Annotated in this window: 16 protein-coding genes; 6 read left to right on the forward strand and 10 right to left on the reverse strand. The window is 50.5% G+C overall.

What is annotated here, in order from left to right; translation table 11 throughout:
• Together G451_RS33370 and G451_RS0124965 are read left to right on the forward strand one after the other, a co-directional pair.
• Positions 1-690, forward strand: a 690-nt coding sequence (locus G451_RS33370) for a DUF5684 domain-containing protein (RefSeq protein ID WP_169727940.1), incomplete at its 5' end; no start/stop codon positions are given.
• 524 nt (positions 691-1,214) lie between these two features.
• Positions 1,215-2,162 carry an MBL fold metallo-hydrolase gene (locus G451_RS0124965; RefSeq protein WP_034644003.1) on the forward strand — a complete coding sequence of 316 codons (948 nt, stop codon included), beginning with the start codon at positions 1,215-1,217 and terminating at the stop codon, positions 2,160-2,162.
• A gap of 163 nt (positions 2,163-2,325) precedes the next feature.
• On the opposite strand, the gene G451_RS0124970 is transcribed toward G451_RS0124965, so the two are convergent.
• The 8 genes from G451_RS0124970 to G451_RS0125010 form a co-directional block, all read right to left on the reverse strand.
• Positions 2,326-3,051: a 4Fe-4S dicluster domain-containing protein gene (locus G451_RS0124970; RefSeq protein ID WP_027186363.1), complete on the reverse strand. Its 726-nt coding sequence runs from the start codon at positions 3,049-3,051 to the stop codon at positions 2,326-2,328.
• An 8-nt stretch (positions 3,052-3,059) separates the two neighbouring features.
• A complete protein-coding gene (gene fdnG / locus G451_RS0124975) occupies positions 3,060-6,080 on the reverse strand; it encodes a formate dehydrogenase-N subunit alpha (protein ID WP_084448774.1) in 3,021 nt (1,006 codons plus the stop codon).
• Positions 6,081-6,101: 21 nt separating this feature from the next.
• Positions 6,102-6,317 carry a hypothetical protein gene (locus G451_RS31680; RefSeq protein ID WP_034644004.1) on the reverse strand — a complete coding sequence of 72 codons (216 nt, stop codon included), beginning with the start codon at positions 6,315-6,317 and terminating at the stop codon, positions 6,102-6,104.
• A gap of 97 nt (positions 6,318-6,414) precedes the next feature.
• The gene (locus G451_RS0124990; RefSeq protein WP_169727941.1) at positions 6,415-7,308 is read right to left on the reverse strand and encodes a transposase; all 894 of its coding nucleotides are present in this window, start codon (positions 7,306-7,308) and stop codon (positions 6,415-6,417) included.
• Between the two features lie 293 nt (positions 7,309-7,601).
• The gene (gene moaA, locus G451_RS0124995; RefSeq protein WP_027186367.1) at positions 7,602-8,618 is read right to left on the reverse strand and encodes a GTP 3',8-cyclase MoaA; all 1,017 of its coding nucleotides are present in this window, start codon (positions 8,616-8,618) and stop codon (positions 7,602-7,604) included.
• Positions 8,615-9,232 (reverse strand): molybdenum cofactor guanylyltransferase, encoded by a 618-nt coding sequence (gene mobA, locus G451_RS0125000; RefSeq protein WP_245587870.1) that lies wholly within the window; start codon positions 9,230-9,232, stop codon positions 8,615-8,617. Before mobA ends, moaA begins: the two co-directional genes overlap by 4 nt.
• Positions 9,229-9,939 (reverse strand): formate dehydrogenase accessory sulfurtransferase FdhD, encoded by a 711-nt coding sequence (locus tag G451_RS0125005; RefSeq protein ID WP_027186369.1) that lies wholly within the window; start codon positions 9,937-9,939, stop codon positions 9,229-9,231. Before G451_RS0125005 ends, mobA begins: the two co-directional genes overlap by 4 nt.
• A gap of 1 nt (position 9,940) precedes the next feature.
• Entirely contained in the window at positions 9,941-10,828 is an 888-nt protein-coding gene (locus G451_RS0125010; RefSeq protein WP_027186370.1) for a formate dehydrogenase accessory protein FdhE, read from the reverse strand.
• A gap of 357 nt (positions 10,829-11,185) precedes the next feature.
• Between G451_RS0125010 and G451_RS33375 the strand changes: the two genes are divergently transcribed.
• Positions 11,186-13,738, forward strand: a complete 2,553-nt coding sequence (locus tag G451_RS33375; protein ID WP_051261895.1) for a PAS domain-containing hybrid sensor histidine kinase/response regulator — start codon at positions 11,186-11,188, stop codon at positions 13,736-13,738.
• Complete coding sequence (locus G451_RS0125020) at positions 13,735-15,090, forward strand: sigma-54-dependent transcriptional regulator (RefSeq protein ID WP_027186371.1); 1,356 nt, start codon at positions 13,735-13,737, stop codon at positions 15,088-15,090. Before G451_RS33375 ends, G451_RS0125020 begins: the two co-directional genes overlap by 4 nt.
• A gap of 6 nt (positions 15,091-15,096) precedes the next feature.
• Here G451_RS0125020 and G451_RS0125025 read toward each other — a convergent pair whose 3' ends face one another.
• Complete coding sequence (locus tag G451_RS0125025) at positions 15,097-16,278, reverse strand: glycosyltransferase (protein ID WP_027186372.1); 1,182 nt, start codon at positions 16,276-16,278, stop codon at positions 15,097-15,099.
• Between the two features lie 242 nt (positions 16,279-16,520).
• On the opposite strand from G451_RS0125025, the gene G451_RS0125030 reads away from it, so the two are divergent.
• On the forward strand, positions 16,521-16,874 hold the full coding sequence (locus G451_RS0125030) for a hypothetical protein (RefSeq protein ID WP_156921820.1): 354 nt from the start codon (positions 16,521-16,523) through the stop codon (positions 16,872-16,874).
• A 43-nt stretch (positions 16,875-16,917) separates the two neighbouring features.
• Positions 16,918-17,151 carry a hypothetical protein gene (locus G451_RS0125035; protein WP_027186374.1) on the forward strand — a complete coding sequence of 78 codons (234 nt, stop codon included), beginning with the start codon at positions 16,918-16,920 and terminating at the stop codon, positions 17,149-17,151.
• Here G451_RS0125035 and shc read toward each other — a convergent pair.
• A complete protein-coding gene (gene shc / locus G451_RS0125040; protein WP_051261896.1) occupies positions 17,127-19,244 on the reverse strand; it encodes a squalene--hopene cyclase in 2,118 nt (705 codons plus the stop codon). The two genes, G451_RS0125035 and shc, sit on opposite strands and share 25 nt — an antisense overlap.
• Positions 19,245-19,261: the final 17 nt, after the last annotated feature.

The raw sequence follows: 19,261 nt of genomic DNA on the forward strand, positions 1-19,261 counted from the left end.
GAGGAAGCCCAAGGCACGGACGCTGTAGCTGAAGAAGCAGCTCACCAGAAAGAAGCCATCGAACACGAAGCCGCGGAAGCACAGGACGAACAGGCTACCGAAACCCAAGAAGAGACTTCGGCCGAAGCGCCTGCAGAGGAACACGCCGCGGCACCAGACGACGAGCAACCCGCTGTGACCGAAGAAGCCCAAGGCACGGATGCCGTTGCTGAAGAAGCAGCTCACCAAGAAGAAGCCGTCGAGCACGAAGCCGCGGAAGCACAGGACGAACAGGCGGCCGAAGCACAGGAAGAAACCGCGACGAAAGAAGTCGTTGCTGTGTCTCCACCGTACACCTCGGTGTCACCTATGACGGTAGCCGACGTCGCGTATTGGGTGGGCATCGTTGCCCTGTACCTCGTGATGTGCGTTGCCTATATGCGTATCGGGGCCAAGTTGGGACGCAGCGAGACGTTGCTGTTTCTTGTTCCCGTGTACAATCTATACTTGCTCATACGCGCAGTACACCTGCCCGCATGGCATGTGATCTTGCTACTCATTCCATTCCTCAACCTCATCTATCTCGCGTTCCTCGCCGGTCGCATTGCGGTATGGATGGGTCGTAGCTTTATCGTGTATTTCATTCTCACATTCTTTTTCTGTATTTCCTTGCTTATTCTGGCATTTGATCCTGCGGCGCAGTCTGACTAGCAGGCTCTTTGCTTAAGGTCGATTTTTCACGCCGGAATGACAGCTCATGGCTTGTCATTCCGGCGTGTTCATTGATTCCGTCTTGCCATAGCGTTCATTGATGATTGAAGACCATAGAAGTATGAATCAGCAATTTGAAAACCACAGTAAAAGCATGCAACTCAATTCACTTATCATGATACTTCATACAAAATAGACTAATTATCTGAATAAAAAATAACTCATTAAACAGACAACAACCATATATACAACCTTTATACATTGACAAAAAACAAATACATACAATACGCTACATCAAAGTAAATAGATAAAATCAAAAAAACATTACAAACAATCTCTTTTATGTCGAAAAATATTTATTCCATACTTTTTCAAGCCGCAATTCAATGATCACACATTTAAAGAATATTTTTCAGCAACATTCAGCAAACACAATTCATTGAATTCTTTATGACATAGACATGGCTTCCCATAATCTCCGTTGTCCAGACACGCATTGCATAATCTTTTCACGGGAGTGCATCATGAGCACATTGAAAGTGGTTGATGGGGTAGAAATACTGACGGTTATTGACAATTACATTGATGTCTTCCTCCCTGACCGTGAGGAAGTGAAACGCTATCCACTATGGAGTGATGGGCATTTGAACCCGCCTTTGCTCGCGGAACATGGTCTGTGTTTGCTTATCACGGTCCATGAGGGTGGACAGAAGCATACGATATTGGTGGATTCAGGGTTCACTTCACAGGGATGTATTCACAATATCGAGACGCTGAAATTGCCATTGGACCAGGTGGAGGCCTTCGTCCTCAGCCATGGACATTTCGATCATATCGGTGCGCTGTACAACTTGTATGAATCCGGATACGTGCCCAAAGGTACACCGCTCCATATGCACTCCACAGCACTTGCCGAACGAGGAATCAAGATTCCGTCGTCAGAACGCTTTACCTTACCGCAAGTTTTTCAAGACGAGCTGGAGAAACATGGCGCCGATGTGCGCATTGAAAATGGGCCGACGCGTATTGCTCATGATTGTTGTCTGTTGACGGGAGAGGTGCCGAGACGTTCTTTTGAAATCGGCTTTCCCATCGGGTGGCGCAATGAAAATAATGAAATTATTCGGGATGATATTCCTGATGATCAATCATTGATTTTTCACGTCAAAGGCAAGGGCCTGGTGGTTGTTCTCGGTTGTGGCCATTCCGGCGTCATCAATATTCTGAACTATGCCAAGGAACTCACAGGATGTGATGATATCTATTTAGTCATGGGTGGCTTTCATCTTACCGGTGAACTTTTCGAAAAATACACGGAACAAACTATCGATGCGCTGGCCGAAATGCATCCCAAGTTAGTCGTTCCAACACACTGCACAGGATTCAACTCCACAGTACGTTTTGCCCAACGCATGCCCGAAGCATTTGTCCTCAACTCCGTCGGAACAACGCTGCAAATATTTGCCGGATAGAGCATGAGGTTGCAGTCTGAGTTCACGCCATATCTGACACAAAAAACGACCCAAAGTGGTCGGTGGGGCACTTTGGGTCGTGGAGGCTGAAGACCGTTTCGGATAAAGAGAGCGGAGCGCAGGGGAATGCGCTCCGTTCCAATACATATCCGTCTCGGTCGTGCTAACCGGTTCTGTGCATACGGCGCAGTCCGGCGAACATCTGTCTGCGGTGAAAGAGACTCGGCGCCAAGGAGCCAGCGTCAGCCATCAGGTATTCATAGTACTCGGCCGGATCGTATCCAACCAAGTAGATGACATTCACCGTATCTTCATTAATCAACTGCGCCTTCGGGAAGTCTTTCTTCACCGTTTCCAGACGCTTTTGAGCCAATACCAAGATGTCTTCGCGATCACCGAACTCCATGGTGCCCGTCGGACAAACCTGGACGCAGGCCGGTTTCAGGCCATTTTTCACCCGATCGTTACACATGGTGCACTTCGACCAGATGCCGGTTTCAGGATTACGGCGAGGAATGTTGTACGGACACAGTTCTTCAGGATCATCGGTATCGATTTCTTTACTCAAATCCGTGTAGTACACCGCGCCGGTTTCCGGATCCTGGATTACAGCGCCTTCGGCAAAGCCATCGCCAACCGCTTTGCACGGTGGGTCAACACAATGCCGGCACTGTTCCGGGAAAAATAACCAATGCAACTTTTCTTCAATGATACGTTCTTCAAACCGGACAAGCTTGTACGTATCCGGATTAAGTTCCTTAGGATTCTGATGCGATCCCCAGTTGCTCGTTTCCGTAGCGGGCAGTTTGTTCCATTGCTTACACGCAATCTGGCAACCGCGACACGCCGTACATCGGGTCAGGTCGATGAGGAAGCTTTTCATGGTCATTCTCCTCCTTAGCTCTTGGCCTTCGTGACGTTGACCATGAAGGCTTTAGTCTCGGGGATACCCGTGTTCGGGTCACCGACCGAGGGTGTAAGCAGGTTGGCTGCGTCGCCGCCATTTTTGGGGAAGCGCCAGCCGTAATGCCATGGAATACCAACCTGGTGAATCTGCTCGCCCATGACCGTAAACGGTTTGAGTCGACGGGTGACAATGGCAATGGCCCAGAGTTTACCACGCGGGTTCTCCAGAATAACCTTGTCACCGTTTTCGATGCCGCGCATTTTCGCCAGTTCCGGGCTCATTTCGCAGAACATCTGAGGCTCGGCTTCAAGTAACCACGGTGTGTAGCGCGTCATGACACCGGTCTGCCAATGTTCGGTCACCCGATAGGTTGAACACACAAACGGATAACGCGGATCACAGACCGATTTCTTTTCTTCCTTGAACTGCAGGGCCACAGGGCTATGCAATTGCTTGGAGAACGGATGCTCGGCGATCGGGCATTCCAGCGGTTCATAGTATTCCGGGAACGGTCCGTCAGCAGTACCCGGTCCGAAGATGTGAGCAAAACCGGACGGTTTCATGATGAAGGCATGCTTGGAACCCGGAGGCCATCCACCGTCGGGAACATCGCCTTCCCACTTCTTGCCATTCCACTTGATAACTGCTTTTTGTGGTGCATACGGCTGCCCTTCCAAGTTCACCGACGCGCGGTTGTACAGAATGCGCCGGTTGACGGGCCAACACCAGGACCAACCGGGATACAGACCGATCGTAGCCTGCATATCGGTTTCTTTCTTGTCACGACGGGCGGCCATGTTGCCTTTTTCCGTGTAGGATCCGCAGTACAGCCAGTTTCCCGAGCAGGTGTTGCCATCATTCTGCAAGAAGGCAAAACTCGGAACAAGTTCACCTTGCTTGTAGGTCTTGTCTTTAATAGTCACATCTTTCAGGAAGTATCCATTGATGACTTTGGCAACCTTATGCGGATCGAACTCGCCATGCTCGTTGTCGTAATCCCATGTCAATCCATTGATAGGACCGGGGAAAACGGCCTTCGTATCTTTGGCGTATAAGCCTTTGATGCGATTCATGAGATCAAGGATAATATCGCCGTCCGGCCGGGTGTTTCCAAGCGGTTTCGGTCCCTGATAGCGCCACTGCATCCAACGGCCCGAGTTGGTAATGGAACCTTCCTTCTCGATGGAAACACAACACGGGAGGAAAAAGACCTCGGTCTTGACCTTTCTAGGGTCCATGTTCGGGCCTTTCCAGAACGAATTGGTCTCGTTGTCAAAGATGTTGACGTTGACAAGCCAATCGAGTTTGGAGAGCGCCTCACGGGTTTTGTTCGAATTGGCACCACTGCACGCCGGATTCTGCCCCCATGCAAAAAAGCCCTTGAACTTGCCCTTGAACATTTCGTCAAACATGACGAGCCAGGTGTAGTTCACCCCGTCGTCCAACTTGGGCAAATACGTGTAGCCTTCTTCCGTTGTCTTATCCCGGTACATGGCTTTCAGAAGCGATGCCGAGTACTTGGCATAATTTCCCCACCAATTCGCAGACTTCTCATCTTTAGTGGTCGGGGTCGACTGGGTATCATACGTTTTGAGATCGGGCTGCGAAGCCTTGGGCGCTTTGAGGTAGCCGGGCAGGATATGAACGAGCAAACACTGGTCCGTGGATCCTTGCACGTTGGATTCGCCACGGAGCGCATTGACGCCGCCGCCAGCCACACCAATGTTGCCCAAAAGCAACTGGACAATGGCCATAGAACGGATGTTCTGCACACCGACAGTATGTTGAGTCCAGCCCATGGCATACATGATGGTGCCCGATTTGTCGGGCTTTCCCGTTGCCGCGTAGGCTTTCCAAACCTTGAGCATGTCTTCTTTGGGCGTCCCCGTGACTTTGGAAACCGCATCAATGGTGTAGCGCGCATAATGCTTTTTCAGCAATTGCATGACACACCGCGGGTCTTTCAGCGTGGGGTCTTTCTTGGGATTGCCGTCTTCACCAAGTTCAAATGCCCAGGTGGATTTGTTGTATTTCCCGGTTTTCTTGTCCAAACCGGAGAAGACCCCTTCCTTGAAATCGAAATCTTTACCCACAATGAACGACGCATTCGTGTAGTTCACGACGTATTCTTTGAAGTAGAATTCGTTCTCAAGGATGTAATTGATAAAACCGCCCAAGAAACCAATATCCGAGCCCGAACGAAGTTGAGCGAAGATATCGGCTTTGGCCGATGTTCTCGTGTAGCGCGGATCAACGTGGATAAGCGTGGCTCCCTTATCCTTGGCGCGCATCACCCACTTGAATGAAATGGGATGGTTTTCGGCAGCGTTGCTGCCCATAATCAATATGCAATCACTGTTCTTGAGATCGATCCAGTGATTGGTCATCGCACCGCGTCCGAACGACTCTGCCAGAGCCGCAACAGTAGCGCTGTGTCAGATACGGGCCTGATGTTCGATATAGACCAGGCCAAGAGAACGCAGGAAAGACTGATATAACCAGCACTCTTCGTTATCCATGGCCGCGGAGCCGGCGGAACCTATGGCAAGAGTACGATTGACTTCCTGTCCTTTGGCATTTTTGAGCTCGAAGCTGGCATCACGCGTATCTTTGACGCGTTTGGCGATGGTATCGAGCATCCAATCCCAGGATTTTGTTTCCCATTTGTCGGAATGGGGCGCGCGATACATCGGTTCCAGGATGCGGTCTTCGTTTTCAGCAAGCTGCCAGACCGACGCACCTTTGGCGCACAAGGCACCTTCGTTTACCGGATGATCGGGATCGCCTTCGACATTGATAGCGCGGGCATCCCCATCTTTGGCCGTGTGGACGATAAGTCCACAACCGACCGCACAATAGGGACAAACAGACGTGGTTTGCTTCGCCCAGTTGATTTTAAGTTCCTGGGCGCGGGCAACAGCGGGTGTCAGGTTAAATCCTAACCCGCCGAAGGCCGTCGCTGCACCGGCAACGCCGGCCAGCTTAAGGAACTTCCTTCGATCGAGTTTCATCAGCACTCCTTTTCCGAACGGTTATCGACCCCGAATTTCACGCCCAAGCCGAACCAACAACCGATAGCCGAACGGAGCGAATACAAGCGTATTCGCACGCATTCGAACGCGTGGTCGCGGCCTGCCAACGAGGTGAAATCTGATGAAATATGCCCGCAGACGAATAGGGGTGAGATCGAACCCCAGGCCCGCAAACGGCAATCCATCACCCTTCGTGGCCGAATGATGTAGGGACATGCCTCCTCCTGCATGGACTCCCGAATTGTAAATTCGGTTATCCCCTCTTGAGGCACGAATGTAGAAAATTCCGTGTCATCAGGCAAAAGAACAAGGCTTAGTCATAGTTTGGAACAAGACTGCAAAGAGCTTGCGCCAACAGTGGAAACAATTCCTTATCCTGATGATTGTAGCGAAATTCTAATTCTTTAATATATAAAGGAAATCGACGTGGAGTCACGCCATTGTAGCGAGCAAGACGTGCTCTGGCGAAATGCCAGAAACCGCCTGATTGTTCATCGACAAATGCTTTATGTCGATACTTTCGAATACAATGATACGGCAGAGAATCATCACCACAGAAAATCAAAGCATCATACCGCTGGTATCGATCAGTATAAATAAGATTCCCCATTCGGACGAGCTTGAGGGAAAAATTATAGTTGAAATGAAAAACGCTCAACGCTTCAAGTTGAGGTAAAAGGTCAATAAAAATTCGCCCATTTCGCTCAATAAGCCCGAAGACCGGAATGGGTGAAAGTCGCTCGCGTCCTGTGTTGTGTTTTATCCGACCGCCTTCGAAGCCAAGTTCACTTCCGAAGCCACCAGATAAAAATTGTGGTGCGTCCATCGCTTGAGCCAATATGGCAAAACGAAGCGTGGTTACAGCCTTGTAGACCGTATTATACGCGAGCTGCAACTTCGGCGCCATGCGATTGGCGGTGTCTTCTTCGGCATAATACCGCAACAGTTTGGCCCAATCGGAAAACGACAAGGCACCAACGTTGATAAATCGTCGAGAAAATTCATGAAATGTATATTTACACGATGCACAACGCCGTCGGCCCGACGCAAGGTCATACACTTTGTCATGACTACACTTCGGGCACTTAAAGCCATCTTTCTCACGACATAATGCCGAAAAAAAAGTGTATGCCGATGCATCATCTTCAAAAAGACCGCAGAGGTCCACAGAGGGTAAAACAAAATTCGAAGCAGGCAATGACGCCATACGCGAATCCTTCTGCATATCGTTGAAGAACAGACAACACGATATACGATAGTCACGCGTTCTCCCTTCGACCACTCAAACAACGCGAAAACGACTTGGAGACTGTTGGAGAAAAACAAGGTAGGAAATGGCTAAGCAGCACGCGCCCCTACATCGTACACGATGCAACATGTTGCCAGCATCGTGCATCTGTCATGCCCATACCGTTCACCGCGCCGTACAATGCACGACGCGACGACGTTCAACCTATGTCTCTTCGCGACAAGAGTTCCTGTCACTCCACCATGCGGTGTCTACCCACCGATGGATGACATCTGCTTTTGTGCAACCGGACTCCGACCACGCTTGTCCAATATCTCAAAGCCAAGCGGTTTCCGCGTATTAGCTTTGGCAATAACCTTCGCGATCATATCGTCGTTTATTCGGGGAGAACGCAAAAGCGATCTCAATCGGTATTCCTTATCCGAAAACAGGCAGGTCCGCAGTTTTCCGTCGCTTGTCAAACGGAGTCGATTGCAGGTTCGACAGAAGTGGTGAGAGAGAGGTGTAATAAGACCGAAGCGTCCAAGCCCGCCTTTAATTTCATACATTTTCGCCGGACCACGAGATTCAGCAGACTCCGTTGATGCCGGCACGAGATCGGCCATGCTTTTTGCCGAGGCCAGAATATCATTAGCTGACCAAAAATTTTCAAAGCTCCACCGTGAGCACCCCCCCATAGGCATGAATTCTATGTAGCGAACATCAATGGGGAAATTACGGGCAAGATTAATGAAATCGAACAATTCACCGTCATTGACGCCTTTCAACGCCACGGCATTGATTTTCACTCGAAAGCCTTTTGAAACGGCTCGATCTACAGCAGTCAGGACACGCGGCAGAAAATCCCGGCCCGTGATGGACTGAAATTTGTCACGGTCCAACGTATCCAGCGAAATATTCAGCCGCATGAGTCCAAGATCTTTCAATGCATCAAGCTTGTCGGCGAGCAGCGTCGCATTGGTGGTCAATCGGAGAGCCACCGAAGGACTCGATTCTTTCAACATTTCCACAAAGTGGAGAAAATTCTTCCGAACCAGCGGTTCCCCCCCGGTCAAACGCACTTTATTGACTCCAAGACGTTCACAGATGCGAACGACACGAGTCATCTCTTCATAGGAAAGGATCTTGGGGTGAGGAATATAATATGCGTTCTCTTTATTGAAACAGTAGAGACAGCGCAAATTGCAGCGGTCGGTCACAGACAAACGGATGTAATTGACGGAACGGCCATAAGAATCGTTGAGGCGGCCGTGGGGCAGACTCGTCATGATACGCCCTCCAATTTTTGCATCACCGCGAGATCTGCCGGGTAGTTGATATTGAAGAAAGGCATAGCTTCATCCTTCGAATACATAATGTGCCGACGTCGGAACTCGGGAATGATACGGCTGATTTTATTTAAATTCTTTCCAACGGCGTCTTCAAGCAGGGGGAGGGCGGAATACTCATAGACGGCCACCAGAGATTCTATGAATCCAGTCTCCACTTGGCAATAGGTGGTCATGCATTCATGTCGCCGAATATGTACCCTCTCGGCGAGCAGTTTGGAAAGGATTTTTTCATTCAAAAATGGCAGGTCGCACGAAATAACCAAGACGGCTCCCTGCGTATAACGCAAGGCGGTCATGATGCCTGCAGCCGGGCCACGCCCGGTAATATCGTCGGGCAACCACTCCGTCTCCAACCCATGTATGGAAGGATCGCGCCCTACGACAATGACCCGCTCGCTCAATTGCGAAACCAAAGAAATTGCTCGCTCAAGAAGCGTCTGTCCCATAAAACGAATGACAGCTTTATCTTGCCCTAGCCGGGTGCTTTTACCCCCCGCTAAAACAATGCCTGTGATGGGCTGCCGTATATGACCGTCGGCAATCAGCATCATGAGGAAATCGCTCCAAGACTATCGTTAAAAACCGTAAAGCGATTTTCGGTATCGCGACAAAATCCAATGAGCGTCACCCCATTCGTCATGGCCGCTTCCACCGAGGCTGTGGTGACGGCCGACCGACTGATGACAACGGCAAAGCCACATTGCCGTGCTTTGGCAAGAAGACTGGCTGTCATCCTCGCCGTGACAAAAAGAATATGCGTACCGAGGTCGAAGTTGTGTTGGAGTGCCATTCCTGTGAGTCGATCCAGACAATTGTGGCGGCCGATATCCTCAGCCATGGCCACAAATATACCCTCCTCTGGCGAATATGCTCCAGCTCGATGGAAACACCCCGTACCATCCCACAAACCTGCATAGGCCATGAATGTTCGCATGGCCGAAAGCACTTCTGCGCCATTGAACACAGGCATTGTCGGCACACCTAGCTCTTTGCGAGGAACGTCGACCAGTTCAACATGAAAGGTGTTGGCTTCCCGGCCAACAATGACAGGCCGCATACCGGGACGCGCCCACTCATTCGCTGCGTGCCCCAAGGCCAATGCCTCGAGGTCATGCGGGTAGGCCCACAATTCTGCTCCGGGTTCCTCCAAGCGGATAATACGAACCCGGATTTCCGGACTGATATCGTCCTCAATGGAGCGCCACGCTCCGTTCTTGAACTGACGACAGATGAATTGTTGTGGACCAGGACCGTTCATATCAAAAACCCCAGGCTGAAAGCGTTGGACGCCCATACCCCTTGTTGCGCGCCAAAATATCGAGGGTTAACGATTCAAGATCGTCAAGGACAGGTATACTGGATCGGTCATACTCCCGGAAGTCGGCGGTCTTGAGATAGTGCTTACAACTCTCGCACACATGAACCTGATACCCCGGCTCATCTTTCGAACTGAAATATTGTAATTTCTCTGTTTTTTCCTCTCCACAGAACACACACGCCAAACGCTTGGCGCGATACTCGTGGCGACAAAAAGAACAGGTCAGATACCGTTGCCCTTCCTTGCCTCGCAGATCTGCAATGAGAGGATGCTGTCCGCAGACAGGACAATGCCCATAATTCCATTCATGTTCAGTCGGAATATGTACGGCTACCTTTGCTGCGCAGGCCGCAAGACTCGGAACGAGAGACGTCTCGGCCAAAAAATCCAGTAACATAGGGGCATTGTCCAACTCGTGACGCCACGGTGCAAAAAATGTTTCATCGGCCGTAAGATACGCCGAAAAAATATCCCGCTTTACCAACCTGCCCGAGGCCAACGCGGAGGATATATGGTTTGCCCCGTCGGCAAGAGGCCCCCACGAACGCAAAGCCAACGCAAGCAATTCGTCAAACAACGTATTGACGTTATCTTCGTCATAGATAAAACGCTCTCGAACGAGAAGCGGAGCACCTTGGACTGTCGTATCGGCTGGAGCCAAAACCTCACGAGAGATTTCGGGTATATGCACGTGCTCAGACGCATCACGCTGAAGTCGCATAGCCTCTTCAATGAGGTCGAGTAGCTCTTTGGGGAAAAAACCACGCCCCCGTAAGCCTGCAATCTTCTTCTCGATCAACCGGGCTTCTCGTTGTGGATCTCGGGACATGTATGCTCCTTGCTCACAGTATTACACTTGTCCTTAGTTTGATTCATTACTCATAGGCAAAAACTATTCGATTGCGCAAGGTCTGACACGAACTCAAATATAAACATGACAATAGTAATACAGCCTTCAAGAAGAGGGAAGAAGCATATAAAATTTTAATACAGCGAAGATAAAATATTGTGTACGAATACCTCACTTCTTCATATGGAGAAAACAAAGAAAACAACAGACTTGCCAATGCAGCCTGCATCATGAGATAAAAATAAAAATTCTACTTAATATACCATGAAAAATCCTCACTCTTCCTTTTCACATGACGATAATCTCTGTCGACAGCTTATAGCGGCATGGAGCGACATGACGGCCATTGTCGACAAGGAGCATCTCATACGAGTCGCTTCGACATCATTTGAATCAGAATTATTCCATGGTAACCCATGTGAAGGACGGTTTCTCACTGAGATCATTGGTAATGACGCCTACCGTTGTGTACGTCAAAGTATTGAAGCCTGTTTCGAGTCTTCTTTTGTTAACCCGTCGCATGCTCCATGGTTCTGTGGCTTGACGACGCAAGCTGGTATCAAAATTGATGCACGTGTTTTTGCTCTCACGACAGACAGTAAAACCATTCATCGCGCTGTTCTGAGTCTGCGCCACAGCACCCGAGCATGTAAACTTGATGCATTAAGCCGCGAGCATGAAGAACTCTTCACTCGGCTCTTCCGGGAAAGCCGATCTATCATGTTACTGCTTGACCCGAATTCCGGCCTTATCATCGACGCGAATACCGCAGCATGTGAGTTCTATGGAAAGCCTTTGCACGAACTCTGCCTGATGCCTTTTCTCGCGTTAGCCGAAGCCGATATGGAAGACACCCGTTTTGTTGCCGCCACCTCTGCTGCTCCCGCCGCTCCGATTCGCAAAGCCTACGAGGGACAACATCGACGAGCCGATGGGTTACTTCGTGATGTGGAAACCGTCTTCAGCCCCATTCGTCTTGGCGGTAAGGACCTCCTCAACGCACTTGTTCGCGATGTGACCGAAGTGCAGCGACAACAGGTCCGCAATGCCTATCTCGCCTCTCTTGTTGCCGATACGCAGGATGGTATCATTGGGAAAGACTTGCAGGGCAATATCATGAGCTGGAACAAAGGGGCGCAGGCCATTTATGGCTACAACGAAGCCGAGATCCTCGGAAAGAACATCAGTGTTCTCGTCCCCGGCCACCGCCAAGTACACCTCAAGGACCTTCACAACAAGGTAAGCAAGGGAGAATATGTCGATCGGTATGAAACCGAACGCATTCACAAGAACGGAAACCAGATCTCGATTTCCTTGAAGCTTTCGCCAATACGAGGGCACAATCAAAATATCATCGGTATTTCAGCCGTCGTTCGTGACATTACAGCCCGTAAACAAGCCGAAGAACATATGAAGCGGCTCGCCGCCGCAGTGGATCAGGCGGCCGAAGGCATTTTCATTTTGAATCCCGACTGGAAGATTGAATACGTCAACCCGGCGTTTTCTCAAATCACCGGATTTGGCCCGGACGAAACGATTGGGCGCACACCGAAATTTCTTTTGAATGAAAACGACACGGCATCACGCGCCATCAAGCAAGCGGCATACGATGAAATAACGTGGTCTGGACGACTCCGCGCAAAGAAAAAAGACAACACCTTATATTATGCCGATGCCACAGTGTCGCCGATCAAAGACGATATGGGACAAACCGTCAATCGAGTCTGTTTACTCCGCGATGTCACACGAGAAGTCGCATTGGAGCAGCAACTTCGCCATGCTCAGAAAATGGAAGCCATGGGCACATTAGCGGGCGGTATTGCACACGATTTCAACAATATTTTAGCAGCCATTCTCGTCAACGCCGAAACCGCATTGCTTTTAAGTCAACAAAGCCAAACGATCATTGTCGAATGCTTACAGGATATCGTCACCGGCAGCCTACGAGGTGCTGATCTGGTAAAAAACATACTGACCTTTTGCCGACGAACAGAGGAAGAACGGCAGCCTTTGGTTCTTCAATCCATCCTCAAAGAAGCCCTCAAGCTCCTTCGCGCTGCCACTCCCGCGACGATCCGTCTCAAAACCATGTTTGATGCCGAAAATGCATGTGTTCAAGCTGATCCTACGCAAATTCATCAACTTGTCATGAACCTCTGTACAAACGCCATCCAATCAATGACGCCGAAAGGAGGAGAACTCACAGTGTCGTTATGCCGAGAGAACACCACCCTTGTCCTCTCCGTTACCGACGCAGGGTGTGGCATTGCTCCGGAATACCTCTCACGAGTTTTCGACCCCTTTTTCACCACAAAAAAAGCTGGCGAGGGAACAGGATTAGGGTTGGCCATTGTCCACGGTATCGTGACATCACATTCCGGCGCTATTTCCATTGAATCACAGCCATCTCAGGGGACATGTGTTGTCGTTCGCTTTCCTATTATCGAAAATACACTCACCCCAACACCTGCCGAGCAACCTCACGTCACCACGGAACCCGCGCGCATTTTGGTTGTCGACGATGAAGTCCCCATTGCAGAATCTTTGACGCGTGCTCTCGGTCTTCTCGGGCACACGGTTACTGGTGTCAACTCAGCATTTGAGGCCGAATCCATGTTTACGCACGCACCGCATGAATACGATCTGATTATCACCGACCACTCCATGCCCGGCAAGTCAGGTCTTGATCTTGCCCAAAGCATCCTTGCAAAACGGCCGGATATTCCCGTTATTCTCTGTACGGGGTATGAGGATCTCGTCAACCACGAGGATGCTCGAAATGTTGGTGTCTCTGCCATCCTCAATAAACCACTCACCATGACCGAGCTGGGGACAACGATTGCAGCCAACGTTGTAAAAAGCCCCGTCCATTCCCCGCAAATACTATGACACGGATTCTCCTTATTGACGACGATCCACTTTTCGCCGCATCGCTGAGACGACAACTGTCCGGACTCGGATACACAGTTGAGCACGCCGAGACTTTGCAAGCCGGCTTCCATATAGCCCAAGCCGGTTTCGATATTATTTTTCTTGATGTCGGACTTCCGGACGGCAGCGGCCTTGATGCCGTGGAAGCGTTACGCTCTCCGGTCAATGCCCCGGAAATTATCATTATGACAGGGAAAGGCGACCCGGATGGAGCCGCTCTGGCAATTTCGAGTGGTGTATGGGACTACCTGGAAAAACCATTTTCTCTGGATAAAATGCGGTTATGCCTTACTCGAGCACTAGAATACCGGACGCAACACCGCAGTCAACCGGATCGCCCGCGAGAACGACATGGCATTGTCGGGAATGCACCGGCTCTGCTTGCATGTTTGGATCGTCTTGCAGAAGCAGGATGGAGCGATGCACCGGTTTTACTTTTCGGCGAAACCGGAACAGGGAAAGAATTATTCGCTCACGCGTTGCACCGCATCAGTTCCCGCTCTTCATTGCCCTTTGTTGTCGTGGATTGTGCTGCCATTCCAGACAATCTCCTTGAAAGTGAGCTTTTCGGTCACACACGTGGCGCGTTTACCGGAGCGTCCGTCTCCCGTACCGGACTCGTTGGGCTCGCTGACAAAGGAACCCTTTTTCTCGATGAAATCGGCGAATTACCTCTCTCAGGACAAAAAACGTTTTTACGGGTGTTGCAGGAAAAACGTTACCGCCCTCTTGGAGGCCAGACAGAAGTCAACAGCAATTTCAGACTGATTGCCGCCACGAATCAACGTCTTGAAACCATGGTACGGTCCGGACACTTCCGTAGGGATCTTTTATATCGATTGGCCGGCGTAGTCATCGAACTCCCCTGTCTCCGTGATCGTATGGAAGATATTCCAGAACTTGTCCGGCATCGTTTAGCCGAACATGCACGACAACGCAGAGCAACAGTCAAACAGGTCGCCGCAGACCTCTTTGACACGCTCAGCGTTCATAGTTGGCCCGGCAACGTTCGCGAATTGTTTGCTGTCGTTGACCAGGCGGTTCTCCGCGCAACCAACGAGCCAACCCTATTCGCTCGCCACTTGCCCGACTGGCTGAGAACAAAGGCCATTCGTGCACGTCTGACGCAACAGCCTGCACCGCAAAACCTCGATGCTCCAGATCCTATCAAGGTATACCGCGATGCCATGGACAAAGCGTATCTCATGCGCCTTATGCAACACACCGGGCATAACGTATCACGTGCCGCTGAAATTGCCGGTCTATCGCGTCAGCGACTCCATGTCCTGCTCAAATATCACGACCTGTGACGCGCATCATTCTCGCGGTGAAGTATGAAAAATTTCTTTGACCACGCCGCCAAAGCCGACACGGTATGCAATGCCGCGCCACGCCATAATGTTGGTTGTCCATGTTCGAAGATAGCACCAACCAACCATGATCAAAATCGTATAAAATCCAAGAAGCCAACGAAACATCGGAATCGGAACAGGAGCAAGAACGCGGTATATAGCTCCTATGCTGGCGGTTGAGACGAGGCTGACGAGGGCGGCGTCAACCGTACCGGTTGAAGCAACACCGAACATTCCGGCAAAAAGACACAGCAGAGACAGAACGACCGGCCCACTAAACGCCACAACCAAAAAAATGCCGAGCACCCACTCCACTGGCGTGCAAAACTTCAGATAAAAAAGTTGCCGCGTCAGCCAGTCATCCCATGCTTTCATGCCTTTACTGGAAAACGAGGTCTTCAACGCCGCATCGGCCACGCCGAGACAGCGAATGCCTTTTTTCAACAAATGCGGCCCCATGGAAAAATCATCGACAATATTGGTCGACCACACTTGTGCCACGTCGTGTTCTTCGAAAACGCGTCGTGTCACCGCCATAGCGCCACCCCAGGGTTGACTCAGAAAGCGGAACGACTGCAAAAGATGAATAGCCAATGTGGAAAACAACATGCCCATCGTTGCGACCGAGAAGTCACGCGGAATGATACGGTGGTATCCGCTTGTCAACACGGCCTTTCCTTCGACGATAGGAGCGACAAGGCATGAAACAAGATACCGTGGTGCATCGTGGGTACTGTCGCAAAAGACAAATATTTCGGGCCACGTTCCTAAATGAGCCACAGCGGCGAGCTGGTTGTGATTTTTCTGACCACATGTCGTTGCCGGTCCACTGTGGATGAGTTCCGCATCATCACGACCGGCGATCAATTCGGCAACAAGTGCAGTTGCCGGATCGGTTTCGTCTTTGGTAACGAAAACATATCGCAAAGCAGGATAGTCCTGGTCAAGAAGCGTCGCCAGTGCCTTGCGCATTTCGGGCGAATTTCCGGTTAACGGGATGCTCATTGCCACAGCCGGAGGATTGCTCCATTCTCGGCTGGGCCAAGACCAATCCATGCCTTGGAGTACATGCCGTCGGCCGTTGGCAAAAAGAACACCAAGAACGACAATACTGAGTCCACAAAGCCAAAGAAGAACACTGCTCAAAATATACTCCTTCAGTAAAAAGCCTCAAAGCAGTAAAGAAATCCTCGGGGCAACGCAAGAAGAGCACATATAGCCCCGTTGTGTCTGGTTTAAACCACCAAGGGCACCACAACATGTCCGACAACGTCATGTCCTCTCATTTGTGCGACGTTTCCATGTGCGTGATGCGTTTGTCACACGTGAGCGGAGAGCAAGCGGGAAATACTCAAAAAAACAATTTCGCTGAAAAACTGGAGGATCACATGGCAAGATTTCGTATCGGCTCACTCATATTGTGTGTGTTTTTTGCATCCAACGTTTGGGCGCAGGCCTCGTTTCCAGAGCGATTTTCAAATTATTTAAAACCATACCCGGGATCGACGGTAGAACAAGTTTTCACGTTCCCCAAAGCCACCGAAGCAACGCTCCACGTTAGCGCGTCAATCGACGACGTGGCAAAATTCTATTATAAAGCGCTTATTGACAAAGGTTTTAAAGTTGTCGCCACATCCAAAGAAGCACACTCTGCATTCATGCGGTTTGTTCGAGGAGAGACGGAATTCATTTTTGAAGCAATTCGTCAAGAAGGAATAACGGTGTATAAATTGAGTTTATAACAACGCGGCTTCAATGTCGCAGAGTGTGACAGGAGCGAAGACCATGCCAGCAGGAAGTGAACGCAAATTCCCCACACAAGGCAAGCCCAACCCTGGATCGTATGAAGCCATACACATGGGCTGTACGTGTCCTGTATATGAAAATCATCATGGAAAAGGCTATATTGGCGGGAAGAAAGGTATCACCGGAGTGTCACTTTTCGTCGTCGATGAATATTGCCCGCTTCACGGATTTCGCGAGCCGCGTTTCGGCTACAAACCACCAAGGCATGCGTAAGATTCAAAATCAGTGACGCGAACCTCAGCCTGCCGCGTCGGTTCGCCATCGCATAACCGTCGATAGACGGAGAGCGCCCACAGCGGAAAATAGTGTCGGTATCCATGATACCGAAGATAAAAAACCCGAGGAAATCCTGTGCCCGTATAATGGAGCTCGTCCCAAGTCCCGTTACGCTTTTGACGAGTGACGAGATAATTGACGGCCCGACTCACCGTCTGACTGTTTACTTCTCCCGCTGCAAGCAGGCCCAGAAGCCCCCACGCGGTTTGCGAAGGCGTGCTGTCTCCTTTTCCGGCCAAGGACGGATCATTGTAGCTCAAGCATGTTTCGCCGAAGCCGCCATCCGGATTCTGGCAACTTTTCAGCCAGGCGACAGCATGTCGTATATAATCGGCCTGCATATCCTCTCCGGCCGAAGCAAGTCCGGCCAGCACCGACCAGGTTCCGTATAAATAATTGACGCCCCAGCGTCCAAACCACCCACCACAGGGTTCCTGTTCTTTTTTCAGAAAGGCGATACCGCGGGCAACAGGTTTGAAATCAGGACCATACCCAAGCATACCGAGCATTTCGATACAACGACCGGTCAAATCGGACGTACTCGGGTCCAATAGCGCGCCGTGATCGGCAAAAGGAATATCGTTAAGATACAATGCGTCGTTGTCGATATCAAAAGCAGCCCACCCTCCGTCTGAATTCTGCATTGCAACGGTCCATCGGACCGCACGAACCAAACGTTCCCGGTAAAATGCATCGTCAAGACTCTTCGCCCGGAGCAAAGCCATGACAACCATGGAAGTATCATCGACATCGGGATACAGATTATTCTCGAATTGAAAGGCAAAGCCTCCCGGTTCAATGTGTGGCAACGTTTGTGACCAGTCTCCCGGCGTAAAAATCTGTTGATCAAAAAGCCATCGTACCCCTACATCCACGGCTGCGTGACCTGGTCCAAGACCGGATTCACACAATGCAGACAACGATAGACACGTATCCCAAATAGGAGAGACACAGGGTTGGCACGTCGCGCAGAGAAGAGACGAAGCCTGGTCGGCAACCTGACTGGGGTCAAGTTCCGGTGCAGCAGAGAGTTCCGCCCCAGAGATGACACAAGCAGATGGTCCGCCAGCATTGCCTTTCCCAATATCGATTTTACCGAGCATGAGATCGTCCAGCGCCTTCATGCCACGGACGAAATCAGGATCGTCATCCGATGCTCCATACACCCGAAGAGCCATCACCGCATTGGCCATGGCCGGATAAATGGCACCGATGCCGCCTGCTCCCTGCATACGCTCGCGAGTCCAGATAAGGGCCATGGCCACAGCTTTTTCATGCAGCTTTTTCGGCAAACGATGCATGACGCGTTTCAACGTACGGTCGAGAAGAATGAAGAGGTTTTTCCGTGAGCTTTGTGGAACGAAACCGTCGATATGAACGATTTTTGTAGCGGGTTTGACAAACAATTCAAAAAGACATTCTCGCGGTTCCAACTGACAAATTGGCTGTTTTGCATACAACAACAGCAGCGGAACCATAACTGTACGCGACCAGTAGGAAACCTTGGACAGGTGAAAAAAGAACCAACGCGGCAACAAGACAATTTCCACAGGCATCGCTGGAGCGGTATGCCAAGGGATTTGTCCAAAAAGTGCGAGCGTAATGCGGGTAAACACATTAACAGCAGCAGCTCCGCCCAGACTCAGAATACACTGCCTTGCACGCACCATATGCGGAGCATTCTGGTCTTCCCCCATAAGTTTGAGAGCAAAATAGGCTTTCACGGACGCACTGACGTCCGCCGGGCCATCGACATCAAAGAGCGGCCACCCACCATCCGGCATTTGTTTGGCAAGCAGGTAATTCCGTACCCGACGCCGAAAGTCGTCTCCGGGATCACGCCCGAGAAACCGTTGCAACATGACATATTCAGCGGGAATAGTGACATCGGCTTCAAGGTCAAAAACCCAGCATCCCTCCCGCTGCTGCCGAACAAGAAGGAATTCGATCGCTTTTTTGGCCGCCTCACGTGCACGTTGGCCAGCAAGCGAAATTGGCTTCATCCCGCCAACCGTATTGAAATAGTTCATGGTTGCCCTTTGTGGCC

Origin of the sequence: Desulfovibrio inopinatus DSM 10711 (genome assembly GCF_000429305.1) — a bacterium.
GTDB classification, from domain to species: Bacteria; Desulfobacterota; Desulfovibrionia; order Desulfovibrionales; family Desulfovibrionaceae; genus Alteridesulfovibrio; species Alteridesulfovibrio inopinatus.

What these genes read in the sequence shown, in the direction of transcription:
- G451_RS0124965 (WP_034644003.1), top strand. Translation starts at nt 1,215, where the DNA reads ATGAGCACATTGAAAGTGGTTGATGGGGTAGAAATACTGACGGTTATT.
- G451_RS0124970 (WP_027186363.1), bottom strand. Translation starts at nt 3,051, where the DNA reads ATGACCATGAAAAGCTTCCTCATCGACCTGACCCGATGTACGGCGTGT.
- G451_RS31680 (WP_034644004.1), bottom strand. Translation starts at nt 6,317, where the DNA reads ATGTCCCTACATCATTCGGCCACGAAGGGTGATGGATTGCCGTTTGCG.
- G451_RS0124990 (WP_169727941.1), bottom strand. Translation starts at nt 7,308, where the DNA reads ATGGCGTCATTGCCTGCTTCGAATTTTGTTTTACCCTCTGTGGACCTC.
- moaA (WP_027186367.1), bottom strand. Translation starts at nt 8,618, where the DNA reads ATGACGAGTCTGCCCCACGGCCGCCTCAACGATTCTTATGGCCGTTCC.
- mobA (WP_245587870.1), bottom strand. Translation starts at nt 9,232, where the DNA reads ATGATGCTGATTGCCGACGGTCATATACGGCAGCCCATCACAGGCATT.
- G451_RS0125005 (WP_027186369.1), bottom strand. Translation starts at nt 9,939, where the DNA reads ATGAACGGTCCTGGTCCACAACAATTCATCTGTCGTCAGTTCAAGAAC.
- G451_RS0125010 (WP_027186370.1), bottom strand. Translation starts at nt 10,828, where the DNA reads ATGTCCCGAGATCCACAACGAGAAGCCCGGTTGATCGAGAAGAAGATT.
- G451_RS33375 (WP_051261895.1), top strand. Translation starts at nt 11,186, where the DNA reads ATGACGGCCATTGTCGACAAGGAGCATCTCATACGAGTCGCTTCGACA.
- G451_RS0125020 (WP_027186371.1), top strand. Translation starts at nt 13,735, where the DNA reads ATGACACGGATTCTCCTTATTGACGACGATCCACTTTTCGCCGCATCG.
- G451_RS0125030 (WP_156921820.1), top strand. Translation starts at nt 16,521, where the DNA reads ATGGCAAGATTTCGTATCGGCTCACTCATATTGTGTGTGTTTTTTGCA.
- G451_RS0125035 (WP_027186374.1), top strand. Translation starts at nt 16,918, where the DNA reads ATGCCAGCAGGAAGTGAACGCAAATTCCCCACACAAGGCAAGCCCAAC.
- shc (WP_051261896.1), bottom strand. Translation starts at nt 19,244, where the DNA reads ATGAACTATTTCAATACGGTTGGCGGGATGAAGCCAATTTCGCTTGCT.